Origin of the sequence: Brevundimonas albigilva (assembly GCF_023573565.1) — a bacterium.
Lineage (GTDB): Bacteria > Pseudomonadota > Alphaproteobacteria > Caulobacterales > Caulobacteraceae > Brevundimonas > Brevundimonas albigilva.
Map to the genome: position 1 here is coordinate 2844018 of NZ_CP097649.1, position 22166 is coordinate 2866183.

General features: G+C 71.3%; 27 protein-coding genes. 6 read left to right on the forward strand and 21 right to left on the reverse strand.

What is annotated here, in order from left to right; genetic code table 11:
• The first annotated feature begins 17 nt into the window (after nt 1–17).
• Nucleotides 18–836 carry a bifunctional 2-polyprenyl-6-hydroxyphenol methylase/3-demethylubiquinol 3-O-methyltransferase UbiG gene (ubiG, locus tag M8231_RS14125; protein WP_249749435.1) on the forward strand — a complete coding sequence of 273 codons (819 nt, stop codon included), beginning with the start codon at nt 18–20 and terminating at the stop codon, nt 834–836.
• 3 nt (nt 837–839) lie between these two features.
• Here the strand turns inward: ubiG and M8231_RS14130 are convergent, their stop codons facing one another.
• Nucleotides 840–1271: a metallopeptidase family protein gene (locus M8231_RS14130; RefSeq protein WP_249749434.1), complete on the reverse strand. Its 432-nt coding sequence runs from the start codon at nt 1269–1271 to the stop codon at nt 840–842.
• 131 nt (nt 1272–1402) lie between these two features.
• Between M8231_RS14130 and M8231_RS14135 the strand changes: the two genes are divergently transcribed.
• Nucleotides 1403–3751, forward strand: a complete 2349-nt coding sequence (locus tag M8231_RS14135) for a sensor histidine kinase (protein WP_250201752.1) — start codon at nt 1403–1405, stop codon at nt 3749–3751.
• On the opposite strand, the gene M8231_RS14140 is transcribed toward M8231_RS14135, so the two are convergent.
• Nucleotides 3748–4338 carry a nucleotidyltransferase family protein gene (locus tag M8231_RS14140; protein WP_249749433.1) on the reverse strand — a complete coding sequence of 197 codons (591 nt, stop codon included), beginning with the start codon at nt 4336–4338 and terminating at the stop codon, nt 3748–3750. The genes M8231_RS14135 and M8231_RS14140 overlap by 4 nt on opposite strands.
• 55 nt (nt 4339–4393) lie before the next feature.
• Between M8231_RS14140 and M8231_RS14145 the strand changes: the two genes are divergently transcribed.
• Nucleotides 4394–4732, forward strand: a complete 339-nt coding sequence (locus M8231_RS14145) for a VOC family protein (RefSeq protein WP_249749432.1) — start codon at nt 4394–4396, stop codon at nt 4730–4732.
• Between the two features lie 13 nt (nt 4733–4745).
• Here the strand turns inward: M8231_RS14145 and thiD are convergent, their stop codons facing one another.
• From thiD to folP, 4 genes are all read right to left on the reverse strand, one after another.
• Nucleotides 4746–5531 (reverse strand): bifunctional hydroxymethylpyrimidine kinase/phosphomethylpyrimidine kinase, encoded by a 786-nt coding sequence (gene thiD, locus M8231_RS14150; protein WP_250201753.1) that lies wholly within the window; start codon nt 5529–5531, stop codon nt 4746–4748.
• A gap of 119 nt (nt 5532–5650) precedes the next feature.
• Complete coding sequence (locus M8231_RS14155; RefSeq protein WP_249751917.1) at nt 5651–5992, reverse strand: DMT family transporter; 342 nt, start codon at nt 5990–5992, stop codon at nt 5651–5653.
• A 45-nt stretch (nt 5993–6037) separates the two neighbouring features.
• The gene (locus M8231_RS14160) at nt 6038–6391 is read right to left on the reverse strand and encodes a DMT family protein (RefSeq protein WP_249749431.1); all 354 of its coding nucleotides are present in this window, start codon (nt 6389–6391) and stop codon (nt 6038–6040) included.
• A gap of 30 nt (nt 6392–6421) precedes the next feature.
• Complete coding sequence (folP, locus tag M8231_RS14165; protein ID WP_249749430.1) at nt 6422–7267, reverse strand: dihydropteroate synthase; 846 nt, start codon at nt 7265–7267, stop codon at nt 6422–6424.
• Nucleotides 7268–7465: 198 nt separating this feature from the next.
• Between folP and M8231_RS14170 the strand changes: the two genes are divergently transcribed.
• Nucleotides 7466–7888 carry a GreA/GreB family elongation factor gene (locus tag M8231_RS14170; RefSeq protein ID WP_250201754.1) on the forward strand — a complete coding sequence of 141 codons (423 nt, stop codon included), beginning with the start codon at nt 7466–7468 and terminating at the stop codon, nt 7886–7888.
• Nucleotides 7889–7892: 4 nt separating this feature from the next.
• On the opposite strand, the gene M8231_RS14175 is transcribed toward M8231_RS14170, so the two are convergent.
• From M8231_RS14175 to tolB, 9 genes are all read right to left on the reverse strand, one after another.
• Nucleotides 7893–8192: a winged helix-turn-helix domain-containing protein gene (locus tag M8231_RS14175; protein WP_249749429.1), complete on the reverse strand. Its 300-nt coding sequence runs from the start codon at nt 8190–8192 to the stop codon at nt 7893–7895.
• A gap of 4 nt (nt 8193–8196) precedes the next feature.
• A complete protein-coding gene (locus M8231_RS14180; RefSeq protein ID WP_249749428.1) occupies nt 8197–8850 on the reverse strand; it encodes a hypothetical protein in 654 nt (217 codons plus the stop codon).
• Between the two features lie 62 nt (nt 8851–8912).
• Complete coding sequence (locus M8231_RS14185) at nt 8913–10127, reverse strand: acyltransferase family protein (RefSeq protein WP_250201755.1); 1215 nt, start codon at nt 10125–10127, stop codon at nt 8913–8915.
• Nucleotides 10128–10283: 156 nt separating this feature from the next.
• On the reverse strand, nt 10284–12242 hold the full coding sequence (gene ftsH / locus M8231_RS14190; RefSeq protein ID WP_250201756.1) for an ATP-dependent zinc metalloprotease FtsH: 1959 nt from the start codon (nt 12240–12242) through the stop codon (nt 10284–10286).
• On the reverse strand, nt 12239–13600 hold the full coding sequence (tilS, locus tag M8231_RS14195; RefSeq protein ID WP_250201757.1) for a tRNA lysidine(34) synthetase TilS: 1362 nt from the start codon (nt 13598–13600) through the stop codon (nt 12239–12241). Before tilS ends, ftsH begins: the two co-directional genes overlap by 4 nt.
• Nucleotides 13591–14457 carry a tol-pal system YbgF family protein gene (locus M8231_RS14200; protein ID WP_249749427.1) on the reverse strand — a complete coding sequence of 289 codons (867 nt, stop codon included), beginning with the start codon at nt 14455–14457 and terminating at the stop codon, nt 13591–13593. The genes tilS and M8231_RS14200 overlap by 10 nt, the downstream gene beginning before the upstream one ends.
• Nucleotides 14458–14507: 50 nt before the next feature.
• Complete coding sequence (locus tag M8231_RS14205) at nt 14508–15629, reverse strand: DUF3667 domain-containing protein (protein ID WP_249749426.1); 1122 nt, start codon at nt 15627–15629, stop codon at nt 14508–14510.
• Between the two features lie 107 nt (nt 15630–15736).
• Nucleotides 15737–16294 (reverse strand): peptidoglycan-associated lipoprotein Pal, encoded by a 558-nt coding sequence (gene pal, locus M8231_RS14210; RefSeq protein ID WP_250201758.1) that lies wholly within the window; start codon nt 16292–16294, stop codon nt 15737–15739.
• A gap of 147 nt (nt 16295–16441) precedes the next feature.
• Complete coding sequence (gene tolB / locus M8231_RS14215) at nt 16442–17830, reverse strand: Tol-Pal system beta propeller repeat protein TolB (protein ID WP_250201759.1); 1389 nt, start codon at nt 17828–17830, stop codon at nt 16442–16444.
• Between the two features lie 141 nt (nt 17831–17971).
• Here tolB and M8231_RS14220 point away from each other — a divergent pair, with 141 nt between their 5' ends.
• Both M8231_RS14220 and M8231_RS14225 read left to right on the forward strand, forming a co-directional pair.
• Nucleotides 17972–18199 (forward strand): CopG family transcriptional regulator, encoded by a 228-nt coding sequence (locus M8231_RS14220; RefSeq protein WP_249749424.1) that lies wholly within the window; start codon nt 17972–17974, stop codon nt 18197–18199.
• 20 nt (nt 18200–18219) lie between these two features.
• A complete protein-coding gene (locus tag M8231_RS14225) occupies nt 18220–18636 on the forward strand; it encodes a TA system VapC family ribonuclease toxin (protein ID WP_249749423.1) in 417 nt (138 codons plus the stop codon).
• Here the strand turns inward: M8231_RS14225 and M8231_RS14230 are convergent, their stop codons facing one another.
• From M8231_RS14230 to M8231_RS14255, 6 genes are all read right to left on the reverse strand, one after another.
• Entirely contained in the window at nt 18637–19470 is an 834-nt protein-coding gene (locus tag M8231_RS14230) for a hypothetical protein (protein WP_250201760.1), read from the reverse strand.
• A gap of 2 nt (nt 19471–19472) precedes the next feature.
• Nucleotides 19473–19958: an ExbD/TolR family protein gene (locus tag M8231_RS14235; protein WP_249749422.1), complete on the reverse strand. Its 486-nt coding sequence runs from the start codon at nt 19956–19958 to the stop codon at nt 19473–19475.
• A gap of 1 nt (nt 19959) precedes the next feature.
• Nucleotides 19960–20712, reverse strand: a complete 753-nt coding sequence (gene tolQ, locus M8231_RS14240) for a protein TolQ (protein ID WP_250201761.1) — start codon at nt 20710–20712, stop codon at nt 19960–19962.
• 130 nt (nt 20713–20842) lie between these two features.
• Entirely contained in the window at nt 20843–21271 is a 429-nt protein-coding gene (locus M8231_RS14245) for a hypothetical protein (RefSeq protein ID WP_250201762.1), read from the reverse strand.
• Between the two features lie 24 nt (nt 21272–21295).
• A complete protein-coding gene (gene ybgC / locus M8231_RS14250; RefSeq protein ID WP_283843576.1) occupies nt 21296–21757 on the reverse strand; it encodes a tol-pal system-associated acyl-CoA thioesterase in 462 nt (153 codons plus the stop codon).
• A 9-nt stretch (nt 21758–21766) separates the two neighbouring features.
• A complete protein-coding gene (locus M8231_RS14255; protein WP_249749420.1) occupies nt 21767–22159 on the reverse strand; it encodes a hypothetical protein in 393 nt (130 codons plus the stop codon).
• Nucleotides 22160–22166 lie beyond the last annotated feature (7 nt).

Genomic DNA, 22166 nt, shown 5'->3' on the forward strand with positions numbered 1-22166 from the left:
GGTTCATCCCTCGCCGCATGACCGCTTCTAACGGCGCAGCCTCGCCTCGCATACCCCGACACGGGCAAGGTTTTTCGCAAAATTCGGCGGAGACCGCCTTCGGCGCATCAATCGACCCCGCCGACGTCGCCCGTTTCTCGGCCCAGGCGGCGGAATGGTGGGACGCCAAGGGGCCGTTCGCGCCGTTGCACCGGTTCAATCCGGCGCGGCTGACGCTGATCCGCGACCAGCTGTGCGCGCGGCTGGGGCGCGATGCGGCGGCGCTGCGGCCGTTCGAGGGGCTGACCCTGCTGGACGTCGGCTGCGGCGGCGGCCTGATCGCCGAGCCGATGCGCCGGATGGGTTTTTCCGTCACCGCCATCGACGCCTCGTCCGAGAACATCGGCACGGCGCGCGCCCATGCCGAGATGGTCGGGCTGGACATCGCCTATCGCGCCGCCACCGTCGAGCAGATCGAGGCCGAGGGCGCGGGGCCGTTCGACGTGGTCCTGACCATGGAGGTGATCGAGCACGTCGCCGATCCGGAGGCCTTCGTGCGCGCCTGCTCGCGCCTGGTCCGGCCGGGCGGGGTGATGATGGTCGCCACCCTGAACCGCACCCTGAAGTCGCTGGCCCTGGGCAAGGTCGCGGCGGAATACGTGCTGCGCTGGGTGCCTGCGGGCACCCACGACTGGCGCCAGTTCCTGAGGCCCGACGAGATCCGCGCCATGCTGGCCCAGGAGCCCGTCGCCGTCGAGGGCCCCTACGGCCTGGCCTACGACCCGCTGAACGACCGCTGGCGCCAGACCGACGACGCCGCGATCAACTACATGATGGTCGCCGTCCGTTCCGGCTGAAGGCTAGTCCGCGTCCTCGATGGCGTGGATGTCGTCGTCGCTGAGGCCGAAATGGTGGCCGATCTCGTGGATCAGGACGTGGGCGATGATCTCGGACAGGCCCACGTCGCCGCGCTCGCACCATTCGTCCAGGATCGGGCGACGGTAGAGGAAGATGCGCGACGGCTCGGCCGCCGGGCCCAGGCTGTCGCGCCGGCCGATGTCCACGCCGTGATAGAGGCCGGTCAGTTCGAACGGATCCTGGATCTCCAGGTCGGCCAGGGTCTGGTCGTCGGCGAAGTCGTCGATGCGGAACACCACCTCGCCGGCGGCCCGGCGGAAGTCGTCGGGCAGGGCGTCGAAGGCGTCCCGCGCCAGGCGGGCGAAGTCGTCCAGCGAGGGGGCGACCTGGTCGGCCCAGGCCTGCGGCGGCGGGGTCGTCTCTGGCGGGATCATGCGCCTTCCCTAGCAGGCGCGCGGCGCCGCGCCACCCGGCAAAACGCCGCTGCGCCCAAGCGCCCGGCTTGAGGTATGGTGAACGCGCGAATCGGGGCGCGCCCCGCCTTCCGAAGGATGTCCTGACGACCATGGCCCAGGCCGACATCGCCTACGCCGCGACAGCGGGCGCCGCCGGCCTGGCGCTGGCGGTCAGCGCCTGGGCGTGGCGGCTGCGCGTGCGGCTGGAGGCCCGGACCCGCGAGGCCGTGACCGCCCGCGCCGCGCTGGAGGTCGCCGCCAGCCGCGCCTCGGGCCTGATCCAGGCCTTCGACGACATCAGCCTGGCGCTGGACGCCGATGGCCGGGCGGCGGGCGAAATCCTGGGTCCGGCCGAGCTGGTCTCGCGTTGGACGCACGGCGCCGAGACCCCGGCCGCCGCGCTGCTGGAGCGCCTGCGTCCCGGCCACGGCGCGGCCATCGACGCCCTGGTCGAGCAGGGTCACCCCTTCGAGGGCCTGGCCCTGCTGGACGAGGCGGGGCGGGACGCCGCAAGCCCGTGGCGGGTCGAGGGGCGCGTCGCCGGCGGCCTGGCCTGGCTGCGGCTGGCGCCGGCTTCCAGCGTCACCCTGACCGGGGCCGAGGCGATCGAAAGCGGCCTGGCCCTGCTGGCCGACGCCTCGCCCACGCCCACCTGGGTCGCCGACGGCGCGGGCTTGCTGGCCTGGGCCAACACGGCGTTCCTGGACGAAGTCGGCGCAGAGACGCTGGAGGCCGCCCGCGCCGCCAAGACGAGCTTCGACCGCGGGGCCGACGCCCTGGTGGCCGAGGCGCGGCGGCTGGGCGTGCGCCAGGAAGGCTTCCGCTGGACCACCGGCGGCGAGCGGCGGCGCGCCTGGCGCATCATCGCCGAACCGGCCGGCGGCGGCGCCGTCACGGCCTTCGCCATCGAGGTGACCGAGGCCGAGGAGACGCGCGACACCCTGCGTCGCCACGTCGAGGCCCATGACGAGACGCTGAACCACCTGGCCGACGCCGTGGCCATCTTCGGCCCGGCCAAGCGCCTGGCCTTCCACAACACCGCCTTTCGCACCCTGTTCGACCTGGACACGGCCTGGCTGGACGAGCGGCCGACCCACGCCGAACTGCTGGACCACCTGCGCCAGCGCCGCCGCCTGCCCGAGGTGGTCGACTACGCCGGCTGGAAGGCGCACGAACTGGACTTCTACGGCGCCTCGGAAGCCGCGCCGGACGACAGCTGGTCGCTGCCGGACGGGCGCACCCTGCGGGTCGTGCGCCAGCCGCACCCGCTGGGCGGCATCCTGCTGATCTTCTCGGACATCACCGACGAACTGCAGCTGCGCAGCCGCTTCAACGCCCAGCTCCAGGTCCAGCGCGCCACCCTGGACAAGCTGAACGACGCGGTCGCCGTGTTCGGGTCGGACGGCCGCGTGAGGCTGCACAACGAGGCGTTCGAGCGGTTTTGGAACCTGAGCGGCGACCAGATCGCCGCCGCCGGCGACTTCGACGCCCTGGCCGAACTGTGCAAGGCCGCCCTGCCCGACCCGGCCTTGTGGCTGGGGCTGAAGGCGCGCGTGGCCGATCCCGACCCGGAAAGCCGCATCGCCATCTCGGGCGAGGGACGGGCCGCCGACGGCCGCGTCGCCGCCTGGCAGACCCGCCCCCTGCCGGACGGGGCCACCCTGGTCGCCTTTTCCGACGTCACCGCCCGGCGCGAACTGGAGCAGGCCCTGGTCCAGCGCGAGCAGGCCCTGGCCGAAAGCCAGGCCCTGAAGCGCGAATTCGTCGGCAGCGTCTCCTATGAACTGCGCACGCCGCTGACGACCATCGTCGGCTATTCCGAACTGCTGGAGGCGACCGGCGAACTGCCCGACCGGATGCGCCAGCACGCGGGCGCCATCCGCATCGCCGCCAGCCAGCTGGCCCGCTCCATCGACGACGTCCTGGACATGGCCCAGATCGACGCCGGCGAGATGGAGCTGTCGCTGGGCGACGTGCGCATCCGCGACCTGTTCGACGAGGCCGCCGACAAGATCCGCGCCAAGGTCGAGGGCCGGGGCGCGACCCTGACCGTGACCTGCGCGCCCGACCTGCGGCCCATCCGCGCCGACGCCCGCCGCATCGGCCAGGCGCTGGACCATCTGCTGGAGAACGCCGCCCGCGCCGTGTCCGAAGGCGGGGCGGTGACCCTGACCGCCGAGGCGGGACCGGCCGAGGTCCGGCTGACCGTCGCCGACACGGGCCGGGGCATCCCCTATCACCTGCAGGCCCATGTCTTCGACCGCTTCGTGCGGCGCGAGCGGGGCGGGCCGGGCGTCGGCCTGGCCCTGGTCAAGGCGCTGATCGAGTTGCACGGCGGCTGGGCCGAGGTGGAGAGCGAACCGGGCAAGGGCGCCGCCTTCATCCTGCACCTGCCCCTGGGCGCCGCCCTGACCGCCGCCGCGCCCGAGCTTCAACTGGAAGACGGCGTCAGCCCCTAGGCCGCGATCACCGTCAGCTCGGGCCAGCGGGCGCGGGCGTTGTCGATGGCGCGGGTCCACCCCCTGGCCAGGGGGCGATCCGGATTGGGGCGCAGGGTCAGGGCGAAGACGTCCTCGAGCCCGAATGGCGCCGCGACCGTGAGGCGGTCGTCAGCCTCCAGCCGCACGCCCACCGCGAAGGCCGGGGCCACGAACCGGTCCAGCGCCTGGTCCGTCGATCCCAGCGGCGCATAGGGTTCGCCGAAGCGGTCCTGGAACCACAGGTGGACGCGCGCCTGGTTGCGGACCTCGACCTGACTTCTGAAGGGCTCGTCGAAGGCGGCGGCGACGCGCCGGATCACGATGTCCTCCGCTTCATAGGACAGGTCGGACGCATCGAAATAGGCCAGGTCGTAGTCCTTGATGCCATAGCCGGCGGGCCGGCCGGTCAGGGCGTTCCAGACCGACTGATAGACGGCGCCCGACACGATGCGCCAGTCGGGCAGGTCCAGCCCGCGCACGGTCGTCAGAACCTGCATCAATCCGGCGTCCCGGCGCACGATCTCCACCAGACGGTCGGTCAGGGCTGACGATTCGGCGCGGCTCATGCGCATCCCTTAGCGGCCCGTCCCGTTCAGGAACAACCTTTCCCGCGAGCCCGCCATGCCCATCGCCGCCATCTACGCCAATCTGTCCTGCAAGGCGCTGCCCGACGCCGCGCGCTGGTTCGCCGCCGTGTTCGGGCGCGAGGCCGACCGGCGACCGATGGAAGGCCTGCTGGAATGGGATTGCGGCGACGGCGGGCTGCAGCTGTTCCAGAAGCCGGAGGATGCCGGCCGCGGAACCCTGACCCTGATCGTCGAGGACATCCGGGCCGAGCGCGACCGGCTGGCCGCGGCCGGGCTGGCCGTGGGCGAGATCGAGGCGGCCGACTACACGTCGATCCTGCGGTTGCGCGATCCCGACGGCAATCTGGTCGTCCTGGCCCAGCCCCACGCCTGAGCCGGGTCCGGGGTCAGTTCCTGACGGGCCAGCCGTGGTCCAGGGGGCCGTGCCCGCCGCCCAGGCCGGGGGCGCGGCGGATCGCCTCGCCGACATAGGCCCAGGCCTGGGCGACCGCGACCTCCAGCGGGCGGCCCAGGGCCAGGCCCGCCGCGCAGGCGCTGGCCAGGGTGCAGCCGGTGCCGTGGGTGTGGCGGGTGTCGATCCGCTCGGCCTCCAGCACCGTCTCGCCGTCCGCCGTCATCAGCACGTCGATCACCGCCGGTCCGGGAACGTGGCCGCCCTTCATCAGCACGGCCCGGGCGCCCAGCCTCAGCAAGGCCTCGCCCGCCCGCCGCTGGCCGTCCAGGTCCTGCACCGCCAGACCCGTCAGGGCCTCGGCCTCGGGCGCGTTCGGGGTCAGCAGGGCGGCGCGCGGGATCATCAGCGCCTTCACCGCCTCGACCGCCGCATCGGGCAACAGGGCCGCCCCGCCCTTGGCCACCATGACCGGATCGACCACGGCGGGGGCCTGCGCCTGGTCCAGCAGGGCGGCGACCGTCTCCACCACCTCGACCGAGCCGAGCATTCCCGTCTTGACCGCGTCGGTCCCGATGTCGTCCAGCACCGCGCGCGCCTGGGCCGCGATCAGGTCCAGCGGCAGCGGATGGACGCCGTGGACCCCCAGGGTGTTCTGCACCGTGATCGCGGTGAGAGCCGTGGCCGCGTAGCCGCCCATCATCGTCACGGCCTTGATGTCGGCCTGGATCCCGGCGCCGCCGCCGGAGTCCGACCCCGCCAGTATCAGGACCCGGCCCATTCTTTTTCCGCTATCGCCGCCCGCGCGGCGGGCGTCTGCTTGAGCGGTCGTTTCGCTATCGCCGCCCGCGCGGCGGGCGTCTGCTTGAGCGGGTGGTCCGCCATCGCCGTCCGCGCCCATCAATGCGCGCCCGAAAACAGTTTCAGGCCGACGATGCCGGCCACGATCAGCAGGATGCAGACCGCCCGCACCGCCGTCGCCGGCTCGCCATAGACGACGATCCCGACCAGGGCCGCGCCCACCGCGCCGATACCGGTCCAGACCGCATAGGCCGTGCCGATCGGCAGCTTCTGCGTCGCCGCCCACAGCAGGACCATGCTGCCCGCCAGCGCGACCAGCACCCCCAGCGACGTCAGCGGCCTCTGCGGGCCGACCGACTTCAGACCCGAGGCCCACAGCACTTCCAGAAGGCCGGCGACGACCAGCGTCAGCCACGGATTGATCGAGAATATCCAGGACATGGCGCCCATGTGGGACAAGCCGGCGCCGGGGGCAAGCGCGGGTTTCTAATGCAGGGGGCCCTTGAAGATGAAGAACGCCCCCACGGCGATGAAGCCGAAGCCGATCAGGTGGTTCACCGTCAGCTTCTCGCCCAGGTACAGCACCGAGAACCCAGCGAAGACGGCCAGGGTTATCACCTCCTGCATCGTCTTCAGCTCAGCCGCGGAATAGACCTGATGGCCGATGCGGTTGGCGGGCACGGCGAACCAGTATTCGAAGAAGGCCACCCCCCAGCTGGCAAGGACGGCGAACCACAGCGGCTTTGGATCGCCCTTCAGGTGCCCGTACCAGGCATAGGTCATGAAGGCGTTGGACACGACCAGCAGCAGGATCGGCGTCACATAGGGGTTCAGGGGCATGACGCGCTCTGCAGGAGGGTTTTCCGCCCCCTACACCCGGCGGGCGGCGGCCGCCACGGCCCTCTGGACCTTCAGCGCCTGGACCGTCTCGCGCACGTCGTGGACCCGCACCATGCGCGCGCCGCGGCGGACCCCCTCAAGCGCCAGGGCCAGGGAGCCGCCCAGCCGGTCGGCCGCCTCGGTCGCCGTCGGGTCGATCGCCTGGATCGTGCGCTTGCGGCTGGCGGCGTAGAGGACGGGAAATCCCAGGGCGGTCAGCATCTCCAGCCGCGCCGTCAGGGTCAGGTTGTGCGCCGCCGTCTTGCCGAAGCCGATGCCGGGATCCAGCCAGATCCTGTCGCGCGCCACGCCCGCCGCCATCGCCGCCTCGGCCCGCGCGGCCAGATGGTCGCGCACCTCTCGCGCCACGTCGTCGTATCGCGGATCGGCCTGCATGGTGCGCGGCTCGCCCTTCATGTGCATCAGCACCACCTCGCAACCCAGGACGGCCGCGGTCGCCAGGCTGTCCGGCGCGTGGGTCAGCGCGCTGACGTCGTTCCACATCCCCGCCCCGGCCGCGACGGCGGCGCGGGCGACCTCGGGCTTCATGGTGTCGATGCTGATCGGCCCGTCCCAGCGCGCCCGCAGGCCCGCGATCACCGGCGCCGTGCGGTCGATCTCCTCGGCCCCTGCCACGGGCCGCGCGCCCGGCCGCGTGCTCTCGCCGCCGATGTCCAACACGTCGGCCCCCTGCTCGACCAGCCGCATCGCATGGTCGATCGCCCGCTCCGCCGAGGCCCAGCGTCCGCCGTCGGAAAAGCTGTCGGGGGTGACGTTGACGATCCCCATGACCTGCGGCGTCATGGACGGCGCGGCGGTTTGACTTTCGTGCGGCATGGGACCAGCCTCTAGCCGTGATCGCTCGCTTCGTCAGCCAGGCTCGACGCCTTTCCCACGCGGGACGTCTCGTCGCAGGCGTCTGACCCGGAACGGCCGCGCGCCTTTCGCCCCGTTCCGGGCGACGACCTGAACCCCCTGACGCTTCCATCTTCCGCCCGGCGCCGTGCGCGCGCCCGGCGATCCGCGAGATTCATCATGACTTCCACCGCTTCCCCGGCCACGCCCGCGCGTCCCGACGTCTTCCTCAGCGTCGAGGATCACCAGACCCTGTCCCGCCTCGTCGGCGACATGCCCGCCGAGGGGGTCGCCGGCCTTCTTCAGCAGGAGTTGGATCGCGCCATCGTGTGCGAGCCCGGCGAGCGGCCGGCCGGCGCGGCGCCGCTTCACCGCTGGCTGCACTATGTGGACGGCCGGTCGCCCCAGACGCGCCGCATCCAGATCGTCCTGCCGCACGAGGCGGACATCGACGCGGGCAAGGTATCGGTCCTGTCCCATGTGGGCGCGGGCCTGATCGGCCTGGTCGAGGGTCGCACCATCGCCTGGACCGATCCGTCCGGCGCCGAACGCAGCCTGACGCCGGTGATGATCGAGGACCCGGAAGGCCCGGTCGACCCCTGAGCCCTCAGGACCGCCCGATCAGGGCGCCGATGGCGTCGAGATAGGCGGCGAAGGCGGTCCGGCCGGCCGGGGTGATCGACACGCGGGTCAGGGGCTTGTTGTTGACGAAGCTCTTGGCGATGGCGACGTAGCCGGCCTCCTCCAGCTTCTTGAGGTGAACCGACAGATTGCCCTGGGTCGCCTCCAGAACGGTCTTCAGTTCGGTGAAGTCCGCCGCCTCGGCGTCGGCCAGATAGACCATGATCCCCAGCCGCATCCGGCCGTGGATGACCTCGTCGATCTTGCCGAGTTGCTCCAGGCTCATCGGATCAGGCGACGTCCGCTTCGATCTGGCGCTTGCGCAGGGCGTCGCGCGTCATGATCCAGCCCGGCCCGGCGAACAGCAGGAACAGGGCGGCGGTGCAGACGTAGAGGTAGGTCACGGACTCGCGCACCAGCAGCCCCAGGGCCACCGCCGTCGCCCAGCCGCCCAGCGAGGTCGCCAGCATCCAGCCCTTCTTCTTCAGGTTCCACGCCACGAACCAGGCGGCGGACTGAAGGGCGAAGATCATCGACGGATAATAGAGCCAGACCGCGAAATCCTGGTCGCGACGCGCGCCGAAGCCGAAGACGATCACGATCGCCAGATTGGCCATGCCCGCGCCGCTGAAGGCCGCGTTCAACGTCCGGGTCACGATCGGTCCGGCGGTTCCGGCCTTGCGGTCCTCGCGCACCGCCCACATCAGCACGATGAAGAAGGCGACGGTGATGGCGACGACGAAGGCCAGGTTGGCCAGGTCGGGCCAACGGATCACGCCCCAGACCTGGCCGATGTGGAACAGGCATTGCAGCCCGTAAAGCAGCCCCCCGGCCAGATAGGCCACGCCCAGGGTCAGGGCGGCCTTGGGATTGTTCCCGCCCTGGACGATGGAGCGCAGGAAGGCCAGGTCGGCTTCGGGCGTGCTGCGGGACTTGTCGGTCATCGAGAGAATCCTGTGCGGCCGGCGGCGCTTTCCGGATGGACGCCGCCGGCCGGGTTGGCAAGCTATTCGGCGGGGACGAGGGCGGCCGGCGCCGGGCGCCGCCACGGCACGCGCCGCCCGTTCAGCCAGCGCCCCATGACGGTGTGGCGGATCAGCAGCTCGTAGCTGGCCAGGCTGAGGCCCGAGACGCCCGCGACCACCAGCGCCAGCTTGGCCCACCACGGCGCGCTCCAGTCCTGCACCAGCACCTGGGCCGCCATCACCAGCGGCAGGTGGACGATGTAGATCCAGTAGGACGCGTCGGCCAGATAGCGACGCACAGCGCTGCGCCCCGACCAGAACCGCAGCGCCAGGCCCACGGCGGCGAAGGCCGAGGCGTAAATCGCCACGCCGAACGCCGCCGCCGTCATCGCCTTGGTCGCCGGATCGGTCATCGGAGCCAGGTGCGGATCGGGACCGCCGGCCAGCATCAGGGCCGTGGCGCCGGCGCCGGCCGCCAGTCCCAGATAGGCCGGTCCCCACGCCTGGATCCGGCCCAGCAGGTCACGGCGGCGATCCAGCAGGGCGCCGAAGCCGAAGGCCAGGCCGAAACCGACCAGGGCCGGGGTGTTCGGAACCAGGCCCGCGTCCGGCGTCGGCACGCCGAAGAAGGCGATCCAGTCGGGCTGCAGCCACAGGGCGACCGCCAGGGGGGCGCCCAGCACGAACGGTCCCCAGGGACCGATCAGGCCCGCCGTCAGCCGATCGACCGATCGGCCCCAGGCGCCGTCGCGGTCCAGGGCTGCGAACGGCGCGCGGAGGATCACCAGGGCCGCATAAAGGATCAGCAGGACCCACAGGAACCACAGATGGGTCAGCGGGATGTTGGTCCAGTCGTAGGTCGGCGGGGGCGGGGCCTCGGCCGCCGTCATCCCCTGCAGGCTCGCGTTCCAGATCAGGACCGCGACGATGGCCATCAGCACCACGCCCCAGAACACGGCCAGCGGCGCGGCGATGCGGACCGTTCGGTTCTTCACGAAGCCCCACGTCCCCCGGCGGGCCAGCATCATGTGGGCGAACAGGCCGGCGATCAGGAAGAACGTCGTCATGCGGAAGACGTGGATGACGAAGAACAGGCCGCTGGCCCAGGCCGAGCGCTGGTCGTCGCCGACGATCCAGATCTGCGTCGGAAAGAAGGACATGGCGGCGTGCAGCACCACCCCCAGCATCAGGGCCGCGCCCCGCAGCCCGTCGAGCCCGTGAAGGCGCTCGGATCGATCGATTTCGGATGCCGTCATGGCGACCCCTCCCATTGTGGATAAGGCCGTATCTCACAGACTAGTCTGCAATGCAAACTAGTTCGCTTGCGGACGCTCAGGCGGGCGCCGCGCAAAGAAAAACCCGCCGGGCGTCTGCTCCGGCGGGTCTTCCTGTTTTGGGGGTCTGTCCCGGGATCAGTGGACCGTGGGCACGCTGGTCGAGGCGGGCCTGGGCGCGGGGACCTCGATGTCGGTCCCGTCCGACACCGGCGTGACCGGCACCGAGACCGAAGGCCCGGCGTTGGGGAAGTTGTTCTCGTCGCGGTTCGGCGCGACGCCCTTCTCCAGCAGGTCCTTGATCTCCTCGCCCGAAAGGGTCTCGTATTCCAGCAGGGCCTGCGACAGGGCCTCGTGGTCCTGGGCCTTGTCGGTCAGGATGCGGCGCGCCTCGTCCCAGCCGGAGGTGACCAGGCGGCGGACCTCCTCGTCGATGGTGCGGGCCGTCTCTTCCGAGATGTTCTGGCTGCGCGCCACCGAATGGCCCAGGAAGACCTCTTCCTGGTTCTCGCCGTAAGCCACCGTGCCCAGCTTCTCGGAGAAGCCCCAGCGCGTCACCATGGCGCGGGCCAGCTTGGTGGCCTGCTCGATGTCGGACGATGCGCCCGAGGTGATGTTCTCCGGCCCGAAGATCAGCTCCTCGGCCACCCGGCCGCCGGCCATGATGGCGATGCGGTCGATCATCTGCTGGTACTTCATCGAATAGCGGTCGCCTTCCGGCAGCTGCATCACCATGCCCAGGGCGCGGCCCCGCGGGACGATGGTCGCCTTGTGGACGGGGTCGGCCATCTTGACGTTCATGGCGACGATGGCGTGGCCGGCCTCGTGATAGGCGGTCAGGCGCTTCTCTTCCTCGTTCATCGCCATCGAGCGACGCTCCGAGCCCATCAGCACCTTGTCCTTGGCGTCCTCGAAGTCGCGGTGCGTGACCATGCGCCGGTCCTTGCGCGCCGCCGTCAGGGCCGCCTCGTTGACCAGATTGGCCAGGTCGGCGCCGGAGAAGCCGGGCGTGCCGCGCGCGATGGTCTTCACATTGACGTCGGCGGCCAGGGGCACGTCCTTCATGTGGACGCGCAGGATGCGTTCGCGGCCCGAGACGTCGGGGTTGGGCACCACCACCTGGCGGTCGAAGCGGCCGGGACGCAGCAGGGCCGGGTCCAGCACGTCGGGGCGGTTGGTGGCGGCGATCAGGATGATGTTCTCGGACGCCTCGAAGCCGTCCATCTCGACCAGCAGCTGGTTCAGCGTCTGCTCGCGCTCGTCGTTGCCGCCGCCCAGGCCCGCGCCGCGGTGGCGGCCGACGGCGTCGATCTCGTCGATGAAGATGATGCAGGGCGCGTTCTTCTTGGCCTGTTCGAACATGTCGCGCACGCGGCTGGCGCCGACGCCGACGAACATCTCCACGAAGTCAGAGCCCGAGATGGAGAAGAAGGGCACGCCCGCCTCGCCCGCCACGGCGCGCGCCAGCAGCGTTTTGCCGGTGCCGGGAGGGCCGACCAGCAGGGCGCCCTTGGGGATCTTGCCGCCCAGGCGCTGGAACTTGCCGGGGTCCTTCAGGAACTCGACCACCTCGGTCAGCTCCTCCTTGGCCTCGTCCACGCCGGCGACGTCGTCGAAGGTCTTCCTGCCCTTGTGCTCGGTCAGCAGCTTGGCCTTGGACTTGCCGAAGCCCATGGCCCCGCGCGCCCCGCCCTGCATCTGGCGCATGAAGAAGATCCACACCCCGACCAGCAGGGCGATGGGCAGGATGCCGATCAGCAGGCTGGCCCACCAGGACTGCCGGGTGCTCTTGGCGTCGACGTTGACGCCGGCGGCCATCATGGCGTCGACCAGCTGGGTGCTGGGCGTCACGGTCACGGAGGTGAAGCGGCGATCGTCCTTGTAGACGCCGGTGACGTCCTCGCCGCGGATGGTGGCCTCCTTGACCTGGCCGGCCTGCACCTGTTGCAGCAGCTGGGAATAGGTCACCGCCTCGGGACGGCCCGTGCCGCCGGGCGCGGCCGCGCCGGACATGGCGCCGCCCTGCGACACGAAGGCGTAGAGGGCCAGCATCCCCAGAAGGATCATGCTGGTGATCGCCAGATTGCGAAGGTTCATGAGTGTCCTCGGTCGTCCGACGCCCCGTCCTGGGCCGCCGGTCTGAATGTCATGTCCGTGAAAATAGGTCGTTCCACGGCGTTACGCCATCGGGCGCGGGTCAGATCGTCTTCATGCGTCGTTTGGTCCAGCGCCAGGGCGAGCCGTTCCGGGACGAGATCGCGCCTGGCGACGGCCGGGTCTGCAAGAACCGGCCCGATCCCGTCGTCCCGCATCAGGACCGGACAGGCGCCCCGCGCCGCCGGCGGCATCCGGTCGATCCGCGTCCGGTCGGCGTCCGTCAGCGCCCCCAGTCGGCCCAGCGCCGCCTCCACCCGCCACCCCGGCTGGTCCGTGCGGAACGCGAACCGTCCGTCCCAGACCGCCTCGCGGCCGGGCGAGAGCCGAACCGGCGCGACGGGGCGTCGCCGCAGTTCGCCCGGCTCGCGCATCAGCCGAACGCGGTCGCCGCGCGCCTCGATGCGGGTTCCCGCCAGGGTCGCGGCCAGGTCCTCGCCGTCGCGCAGTCGATCCAGCAGGGCCGCCAGCCGTTCGCCGCGGGGCGGCGTCGCCCCGCCGCCGACGCAGACCAGGGCGGCGGCCAGGCTTCGCGCGCCCACGGTTCGGTCCAGCCCCAGCACGCCCTCTTCCTCCACCACGATGCGGGACTGCGTCACGCCCTCGCTCCGGCCCTCGGGACGGGAAGGGTTCGGGGCGGGCGCATCCCCCGCCAGCGCCAGCCGGGCCCGGCTGCGGCCGAAGCGGGGATCGCCGTTGGCGGGATCCTCGATCCAGCGCGCGCCCTGTGCGGCCAGCCAGGCGCGCAGGGCGCCGCGCCGCTCGGCCAGCAGCGGCCGCATCAGCATCAGGCCGCGACCCTCGGGCCAGGCGGGCGACGGCGACCAGTCGCGCAGCCGCCCCAGGGTCGCGCCCCTGTCGCGCATCCAGTCGGCCTCGGCGATGTCGTCGGCGGTGTGGCCGGTCAGGACGACGCGCGCCCCCGCCTCGCGCGCGGCGTCGGCGATCAGGCGGTGACGCGCCGCGCGCGCCGCCGCCGTCAGACCCCGCGCGGGCTTGGGTCCGTCCCAGGCCAGGCCGCGCCAGTCGGCGCCGGCCGCGCGTGCGGCCTCGGACGCGAAGCGGCTCCAGCCGGCGCTTTCGGCTTGCAGGCGGTGATCGACCGTCAGGGCCAGCAGCGGCCGCCCGTGCGCCCTCGCCCACGCCGCCGCCGTCAGCAGCAGCGCCAGGGAATCCCCGCCGCCGGACAGGGCCAGGGCGACGGGCGCGGGATCGGCCTTGGACAGCCGGCGGTCCAGCCGCCCGGCCACGCGCGCGGCCAGGGCGTCGCGACCCTCCCGGACGGGATCGCTCAGCTGCAACCGGCGGCGGTTCGCATCTGGCCCGCCCGCGTCTTCAGCGTGGCCGAGGCCGTCTCGGCGTAGCGACGGTTGAACTCGGACAGGGCGGCGCACCCTTGCGTCTTGCGGTCGGTGGCGATCAGGGCGTCGGCCAGCTTCAGAGTCGTCTCCGCGGCCCAGCCGATGCGGGGCCAGTCCTTCAGGGCGGCGGCGTAATAGGGCACGGCGCCGGCCTTGTCGTTCGCCGACACGCGCAGGTCGCCCAGGCGGGAGTTGGCCTCGCGCGCCTGGGGCGTGTCGGGCCAGGCGGCGACCAGGGTTTCCAGCGCCCGCGCGCCCCGGGGGCGATCCTGCCCCAGCAGGGTCACGGCCGCCGCCAGGTCGCGACCCGCGTCGCCGGTCGGCGAGTCCGCGACGATGGGGGCGTTCAGCTCGGCCTGGGTCTCCAGCTTCTGCAGCCGCGTCTCCGCGTCCGTCAGTCGCGAACGAAGGGCGGTGTTGTCGCGCTGGGATTCGTCCAGCTGGAAGGTCAGGCGCTCGTTGTCGGCGTTGATGCGCCGCACCGTGGCCTCGATGTCGGACAGACGCCGGTCCATCAGGTCGACGCGGCCCTGAAGCGCCACCACTTCGGGATCGGGTTCGACCAGCACCGGCTGGCCGGCGGCGTTCCTCTGGGTCAGGGCCCGCTCCAGCCGGCGGACGTTGCGGTCCAGCTGCTCCAGGCGCCGGTTGTCCCACTGGGTCCGCTCCATGATGTTGGGCTGGGCCTGCCAGGCGACGGCGCCGCCGGCGGTCAGCGCGCCGGCGATCAGGGACAGGCCGAGCGCGGCGGCGGAAACGGCGCGGAGGCGGCGGGAGCGAGGGAGCTTGAGCGTCATGGCTGCTAGGTTCCACCGATTTGGGGCCGCCGCAAGGCGTCAGCGGCGTCTCAATGCCCCAGGCCCATATAGACGATGGCCGTCACGAACAGGGCGATGATGATCGTGCAGAAGACCATCAGCAGCAGCGTCCGCCACAGGGCGGAGAAGATGCTCAGCCCGTAGGCGCCCTTCATCTGGGCGAACATGTGCACGGGCACGGCCAGCACCCCCAGGGGGATGACGATCCCGCCCAGCGTCCGCGACAGGGTCGCCGCCACCACCATGACCATCAGCAGCATCGCCATGAAGGTCAGGGAATACAGGACGAAAACCCCGTGGTCGTAGAGGGTGAACCCCCGCTTCCAGAGGAACAGCGACGCCACGAACGGGATCGACAGCGGCACCAGCAGGAAGGCGAATTTGTACAGCGTCTGCTGCAGTTTGTAGAGCGCCAGGTCCGGGTTCTGCAGCTTCTTGACGATGGTGGCGCCCATGCCGTGGCCTTCCGCCTTGGCGTCGTGGCCTGCGGTCTTGGCGCCCTCGGCGTCCCCGGCCGCCATGTCCTTGAGGCTGGCCTGCCAGCTGCCCGGCGTCAGGCCGTCGGCCCGGCCGTCGCGCAGCTCACGCTCCAGCTGGGCCAGCTTGGCCCGCTCGCGGACCACCACCTGCTCGGCGATCTGAAGCGCGCGCGCGGCGACCGGGTCGGGATCGGCGGCGTGTTCGGCTTTCACCCGATCGAGGTTGGCCTGGACCTCGGCGACGGCCGTTCTCTGGCCCGCGATCTGGTCGGGCAGGATGTCCGCCGGCGCCTTGTGCGGCGCGAAGCTCAAGGCGAAGAACATGACGAACAGGGTGAACAGGAAGATCGCCAGCGGCGAGACGTAACGCGTGCGCCGGCCCTGCACCCACTCCCGCGTCAGACGCCCGGGGTTGAAGGCCAGCAGCGGCAGGGTGCGCCAGATGCGGCCGTCGAAATGCATCACCCCGTGCAGCAGCTCCTCGCCCAGATGCAGCAGGGTGCGATGCGAATGGGTCGACTGTCCGCAGTTGGAGCAGAAGTTGCCGCTGACCCCGGCGCCGCAGTCGCTGCAGACGCCGTGATGGCCCTCGCCGGCCTTGCCGGTCGGCTTCTCGATCGCACCGGCGACCAGTCCCCCGGTGATGGCGCCGCCGGCCCCTTCGATGTCCACGCGCCGATCCCCCTGGCTGCCCAAGCCCTACCTAGAGGATGACGGCGGCCAAAGAAAAGAGGCGCCGGCCTGGGCCGACGCCTCCGTTCAGATCCTGTCGAGGCGTCTCAGCGCTGGGCGCCGGAGACCACCGCGGTGTGGGCGTTGCGGTTGCGGGCCCAGGCCTCCTCGTTCGAACCCTCGGCGATCGGGCGTTCCTTGCCGAAGCTGATGGTGTCGATGCGGCCGGCGGGCACGCCGCGATTGACCAGATAGGACCGCACCGCCTCGGCCCGGCGCGCGCCCAGGGCCAGGTTGTACTCGCGGGTGCCGCGTTCGTCGGCGTTGCCCTCGATGCGGACGGTGACCGCCGGATAGCGCATCAGCCACTGGGCCTGGGCGTCCAGGCGCGGCATGGCCTCGGGCCGGACCTCGGTGCTGTCCAGGTCGAAGTAGATGCGGTCGCCGACGTTGACGACGAAGTCCTGTTCCGAGCCCGGAATGGCCGAGCCCACCTGGCCGCCGGTGACGGGACCGGTCGGGGCGGTCGGATAGGCGGGGCCGGCGGGGACCTGGGTCTCCGGGCCGGTCGGCACCGCGCCCTCGACCGGGCGACGCGTGCAGGCGGCCATGGCGGCGACGGCGCAGCCCACCAGGGCCAGGGTCATCAGTTTGGAGGATTTCATCGGGTCGTCTCCTGGGAGTTCTGTTCTGAGGACGGCGGCCTCAAGCGTGGCCGTAAGTCTTGCGCCGGGCGCTTTTGCGGCGCCAGTCGCGATAACGCAGTGTTGAGCCGAAAGGCTCCGCTTCCGGCCGAACGCCGTGCGGCGAGATCAGGACGGGCAGCTGTCCGGACCTTGGCCGATGCCGATGTTGTCCGCCGGCGCGTCCAGCAGCGGCGACCAGGCCGGATCGGTGCCGCGCCCGTTATAGCCCGCCTGAGCGACTACCCGTCCCGACAGGTCCACCGTCCACAGCCGGGTGTCGCCGCCGCGCGTCTGGCGCGCGAACATCACATAGCGGCCGTTGGGGGCCCAGCTGGGGCCTTCCTCGAAATAGCTGGACGACAGGATGCGCTCGTTGCCGCCGTTGGCGTCCATCACGCCGGTGGAGAAGCGGCCGCCGGACTGTTTGGTGAAGGCGATCAGGTCGCCGCGCGGGCTCCACGACGGGGCGGTGTAGCTGCCGCCGCCCCGGCTGATCGGCCGCTGGCCCGATCCGTCGGCGCGCATGACATAGAGGCGCGGCGAACCCGACCGGTCCGAGTTGAAGACGATCATAGACCCGTCGGGGCTGAACGACGGCGAGGTGTCGATGCCCGGATCGGACGTCAGGCGCGACAGCTGCCGGCTGCGCAGGTCCATCACATAGATGTCGGTGTTGCCGCCCCGGATGATCGAGAAGGCGACCTTGTTGCCGTCGTTGGAAAAGCGCGGCGCCAGCACCTGGCCGTCGAACTCGCCCAGCGATTCCCGCCGGCCGGTGGTCAGGTTGTACAGATAGATGCGGCTGTAGTCCTTGCCCAGCGCCACATAGGTGACCTCGTCCGGCTGCGAGGCCGAGAAGCGGGGCGACATGATCACCTCGTCGCCCTGGGTCAGGAACACCGGCTGATAGCCGTCCTGGTCCACGATGGTCAGGCGGTTCTTGCGGTTCAGCGCGTCGCCTTCCTCGGACACGAAGATGACCCGGGTGTCGAAGAAGCCGGGCTCGCCGGTCATGCGCTGGTAGATCATGTCCGAGATCTTGTGCGCGATGCGGCGGTACTGCTCCGGCGTGGCGGTGAACTGGTAGCTGACCAGCTGGCACTGGCGATAGGGATCATAGAGCCGGAAACCGACGTCCAGCCGGTTGTCGGCCCGCGTCGTCACGCCGCCGTACAGCACGGCCTGGGCGCCGATCTGGGTCCATTGCGGAAAGTTCGGCGCATTGGCCAGGGTCAGGCCCGTCTCGATGAAGCCGGCGGGGTTCATCGGCTCGAAGAAGCCCGAGCGGCGCAGATTGCCGCTGACCACGTCCGAGATGTCGCGGCCCCGTTCGCCGGTGAAGGGCACGATGGCGATCTGGAAGGGACGAAGCACGCCCTGATCGATCTCGACCTCCACAGGCGCGCCGGTCTGCGCCGGCTGGCCGGGGGTTTGTCCGGAAGCCTGGGCCTGGGACAGGCCAGACGCCGCCAGCGCCAGGGCCGCGGCGGACGCCAGCAGGGGGTTCAGACGCATGATGGGCTCCCGATCGTCCAAAGGCTCGACGGCCCTTATCGCCGGGCCCGGCCGTAATCGCCAGCTTCACGGCGAATGGGGCGACTTTGCGGACGAGGTCGTCACGTTGATGCGTGATGCGTGATGCATTATATTCGCCCCATGCGCACCACCCTGGCCATCGACGACGACGTGCTGAACGCCGCGAGGGCCATCGCGGCGCATCAAGACCGCACAGTCGGGGAAGTCCTGTCCGAACTTGCGCGACAGACGTTGCAAAAACGACCGACGACGACCCGTTTCCGCAATGGCGTCCCTCTTCTGCCCGATCGGCCGGGACCGATGGTCACATTGGAAGACGTCAACGCGCTGCGCGACGAACTGCCTTGACCTATTTGCTGGACGTCAACGTGCTGATCGCCCTGGTCGATCCGCGTCACGTCTTTCACGATCCGGCGAATGCCTGGTTTCATCGCGAGGCCGTCGCTTCCTGGGCGACCTGTCCGATCACCGAGAACGGTTTGGTCCGGATCGTCGGCAGCAACCGCTATCGCAATCCGGTCGGCCCTCCGTCCGAAGTGCTTCGAATCCTCGACCTTCTGCGCGACATGCGAGGACACGTCTTCTGGCCCGATACGGTCAGTCTGGCGAACGGCCGGCTGTTCAACCCGTCGGCCCTGACCGCACCTGAACAAATCACGGATGCTTATCTGCTGGCCTTGGCGGTCTCGAACGGCGGCCTTCTGGCGACCTTTGACCGCCGCCTTTCGCCGGACGCCGTCAAGGGCGGGCGAGCGGCCCTCCATCTGATCGCCGACACCCGCTGATCAGCGGTTCCGGCAGGCGCGCTCAGTGTTGAAGGTCGGGCGATAGGCTCCGCCGGGGAACCCCTCCGGCACGTCGAACGGCGCGGTCTGGCGCAGCGCTCTGAGCGCCCCATCGGCCGCGGCGCGATAGACCGCGCTGGACTGCGGACTGACCAGGGTCGGGCCGCGCGTGATCCGACCGTCCGCCGACAGCGTCAGATCGACCTGGATGCGCAACTGGTCCGCGCCGGGGATGTCGCAGGGCAGGTTCCAGTTCGGATAGACCTGGTTGAAGATGGCCGTGACTTGCGGACCCGTCGCCTGACTGGCCTGACCGGCGCCCTGTTGGCCGGTCGCCGGGCGGCCGCGGTTGTTGGTCGGGCGCGTCGGGCCGGCCAGGGCGTCCAGGTCAAGGCTGGGCTCCTCGCGCCTGGGCGCGGGGCGCGGGGGCGTCGGATCGGGGCGCGGCGGCGTGGGGCGCGCCTTTTCCGGCGGCCGAGGCTGGGGCGGGGTCGGCCGGGGCGGCGTGGGGCGCGGCGGGGACGGCGTCGGACGCGGGGCCGGACGCGGCTGCGACGACGGCGCGGGCGGCGGCGGCGTCGGGTCCGGAGCCGGAGGCGTCGGCTCTTCCGGGGCGCTGATCGGCGCGGTCGCCGCATCGTCGGGCGAGGGCTCCGGCTGGGGGTTGTCGGCCGGAGCGGCGGCGATCTGGACGTCGGACACGATCGAGACCGGCACCGAATTGACCAGCGGCTTGGGCGCGTCGCGCTCGCGCGGCCACGACACGAAGGCGAGCGCGACCACCCCGGCGTGCAGGGCGATGGAGCCGAGGATCGCGGGGCTGGGACGACGCAAGGTCAGCCTCCGGCCGCCGGGGCGGAACCGGGGGTGGTCGTGGGGGCGGTGTCGGTGATCAGGTTCAGCTTGGTGAAGCCCGAGGCGCTGAGCCGCGCCATCACGCGCGCCACCGCCTGATAGGGCGCCCGGCCGTCGGCGCGCACGAACACCGGACGCTGCGTCGCCTGTTCGGACCCGCCCGCCTCGGTCAGCAGCCGCGCGGCCAGGTCGTCGAACGAGGTCTCGCCCTCGCCGATGAAGATGGCCCCCTGCTGGTCGACCGAGACCGTCAGCGGTTCATTGTCCGTCTCGACCGCGCTGGCGTCGGTCTGCGGCAGCTCCAGGGGCACGCCCACCGTCAGCAGGGGCGCCGAGATCATGAAGATGATCAGCAGCACCAGCATCACGTCGACCAGCGGCGTGACGTTGATCTCGGTCAGAGGGCCCTTGCGCCCCCGCCTGCCGCGCCGGCCCGGCCGGGCCGCGCCGCCTCCGCCCAGGGCCATGTCAGAGGCTCCGGTTCAGGTTCAGGCCCGACGGCGGCGCGGGCGGGGGCGGCGGCGCGGACGGGGCCCCCAGCCGGCGCGCCACGGCGGCCTGCAAGTCGTCGGCGAAGCTCTCCAGCCGGCCGGTGAACTTGCCCGCGTCGATCGAGAACTTGTTGTAGGCGATATAGGCGGGGATCGCCGCGCCCAGGCCGATGGCGGTGGCGAACAGGGCCTCGGCGATGGCCGGCGCCACGGTGGTCAGATTGGTGTTGCCGGCCGCCGCGATGCGGTCGAAGGCGTTCATGATCCCCCACACCGTGCCGAACAGGCCGATGAAGGGCGAGGCGGTGGCGACGATCGACAGCACGCCCAGGCCGCTTTCGATCCGCTGGCCCTCGCGCGCGATCAGGCTGTCGGCGGCCCGGTCGATGCGGGTCATCAGCAGTTCGCCCTGGTGTTCGTTCATGGCCCCGCGCTGGCGCGCCTCGCGCCAGTCCGACAGGGCGATGACCAGCATGCGCGGCAGGGCGTGCTCGGGGTTCGGCCCGGCCTGGGCGGCCACCTCCTCCAGCGACCGGCCCGATTGGACCGCCTTTTCGAAGTCGTCGGCCTGGCGGTTCAGCCGGGCGAAGCGCACGGCCTTGTCGATGATGATCGTCCACGACCAGAGCGAGGCGGCCGCCAGTCCGATCATCACGCTTTTCACCACCCAGTCGGCGGTCAGGAACAGCTCGACCGGATTGAGCATGGAGGCGTCGGCGGGCGGGGTCATTCGGGCGCTCCGGCAGGAATCGGGACAGTCGCGCCTATCCAGCGAGGCGGCGTGACCTTTGTGTGGCGGGGTCTAGACGCGCACGCGGGCCCCGTCATCTGACAGGGGCGTCATCGCGGTTAAGGAAAGCTTACTCGGCCGCGCGGGGGCGGTTGGGATCGACCGCGACCGACACCGGGGCGCCGACGCTGATGATCACGCCCTCGTGGCCTTCCTTGGCGATGGAATAGGTGGCGGCGTCGCGCAGCAGCTGCTCCTCGCAGGCCCGGTCGCCCGGCCGATCCAGGGCGGCGCAGCCGCGCCTGGCCGCATCGGTCCAGCCCAGCACCCGGCGGGTCGCCGCCTCGGCGCGCTTGATCGCGGCCTCGTCCTCGGCCGCGGCCTGGGCGATCAGGGCCTGACGCGCGCCCTGCTGGTACTGAAGCTCGGCCTGGCCCGCCATCTTGCGCTCCCACACCTTGTAGTGCGGGCATCCGACAAGGCCGCCGCCCAGCAGAAGCAGGCCCAGCACGAACGCCGTGACGGTGAAGGTCACGACCTGGCGATCCGATTGCGTCATGGCGTCTCTCCGCGTCTTCCCTGCCTAGCCCGCCGCCCGATCGCCCGCCAGCCACGGCGTGACTTTTTCGACCAGGGCCCGCGTCGGCCGACGCGGCCGACCGTCCAGGTGGATGCAGACGGCGACCACCTCGGCGCGGCACAGCACCTGGCCGGCCCGCTCCACCGTCTGGCGGATGATCAGCCGCACGCCCTTCACCGACTCATAGACGGTGCGCACCACCAGGGCGTCGTCGATGCGGGCGGGCTTCAGATATTTGATGTTCAGTTCCGACACCACGAAGGCCAGCGGCTCGTCCTCGGCCAGCAGGTCGGCGTGGCCCACGCCGATGGCGCGCAGGAAGTCCGACCGCCCCCGCTCGAAATAGCGGACATAGTTAGCGTGATAGACCAGGCCGGTGAAATCGGTGTCCTCGTAATAGACGCGCACCGGCAAGAGGTGGTCGCGCCCGTCGAAGCGGCCGGCGGTAGGAAGATCGTCGCTCATGGCGCCAGTCTAGCGCATCGGCGGCGGCTGCGGAGGCCCCTGCATGAAGCCGGGGCAATAGCGGGCGCGCATCTCGGCGAACTCCTTGGGCAGGGGATCGTCGCTGAACAGGATGCGGTTGGGGGTCGAGACGAAGCCGACCGCCGGCCCGCCGCGCGTCCGCCCGATATAGCCGCAGACCGCGCGCCTCTGGCCCGCCTCGGCCTGGCGCAGCTCGGCCGCCGGTCCCGCCTGTTCGCGCACCTGGCGCGCGGTGCGGGCCTGGGCCGGCTCGGCCGGCGGCGCGGGCGGCCGGCGCGACCAGTTCCAGCCGGCCAAGGCGATCAGCCCGATCAGGACGGCGCCCAGCGCCAGCGTCAGCGGGCGGAGCCGAAAGACCAGGCGGGACGGCGGCGTCTCCATGCGCCGA